Annotated in this window: 1 protein-coding gene; it reads left to right on the top strand. The window is 70.6% G+C overall.

The genetic code is table 11. The features are described from left to right. Nucleotides 1-146: 146 nt before the first annotated feature. Nucleotides 147-938 carry a LuxR family transcriptional regulator gene (locus tag OTB19_RS43010; protein ID WP_267804298.1) on the top strand — a complete coding sequence of 264 codons (792 nt, stop codon included), beginning with the start codon at nt 147-149 and terminating at the stop codon, nt 936-938. Nucleotides 939-1,080 lie beyond the last annotated feature (142 nt).

Genomic DNA, 1,080 nt, shown 5'->3' on the forward strand with positions numbered 1-1,080 from the left:
CCCGGACCCGTGGAACCCGGCGCACCCCGCAGCGACACGCGACGACCCCGGAACCTCACCACGAGAACAAACCGGGGTGAACCGACCACCCCACGAACACGACCTCATCACTGAAGGATCGAGGCCAACGGGGTGGTGGGTACGACGTGGCCAAAGGGCCTGAGGACGAACTGGAACATGCCCTCCTGGAAGTACGGGCCCTGATCGAGTCGACGGTGGCCATCCACCGCGACCGCAGCACCAGGGCGCAGCAGATCGCCACCGTCGACGGCGGTTACGGACCGGTGCTGCACGCCGCGGCGACCCTCATCCGGGGGGCCGTGCAGACCATCGACATCGTGCACGCCCGGCTGCCGGGAGCCGAGGAGATGTCGGGACGCAGCGAGCGGGCCGAACGGAAATTGATCTACACGGCGGCCGAGGGGGTCTCGGTCCGGCTGCTGACCAGCCTGTCCATGGTCGACGAGGACTTCGTGCGCGAACAACTCGGCCTGGAGCGCCCGGTGGCGATCCGGGTGGCCCGGGTCCCCCCGCTTCAGGCGCTGCTGGTGGACGGCAGCGCCGCCCTCGTGGTGGCCGAGTCGGCGGCCGGCGTACGAGCCTCCACGATCCGGGCTCCCGAGGTCCTGCACACCCTCGGGACGCTCTTCGCGAGCGTCTGGCGCAACGCCGTGCCCGCCGGCGAGCGCATCGTCTTCGGCGACCGCGACCGAGCCGCGCTCGCCCGGCAGATCCTCGGCGCACTGCGCGCGGGCGTCACCGACGAGGTGGCCGCCCGCGAACTCACCGTCTCGGTGCGCACCTACCGGCGCCACGTCGCGGAGGTCATGGCGCTCCTCGGCGCCCAGTCCCGCTTCCAGGCCGGCGTCAGGGCGGCGGAGCTGGGGCTCCTGCCACCGGCGGGGGCGCCGACGAGCGGCGGCGGAACCCGGTTCTGATCCCAGACTGGCAGCTTCCTGAACCTGGATCCACCGCGTAGTGGTCGGGCTGTGGATGGAGAAATCAGAAGAGGTGCCCGCTGACCTGGGATGATGGGAGTTTCTACGCTTCCATCAGACCCGAGCAAGAGGGCACCTCGTA

Origin of the sequence: Streptomyces sp. H27-H5, assembly GCF_026627505.1 — a bacterium.
In the GTDB taxonomy this organism is placed as follows: domain Bacteria; phylum Actinomycetota; class Actinomycetes; order Streptomycetales; family Streptomycetaceae; genus Streptomyces.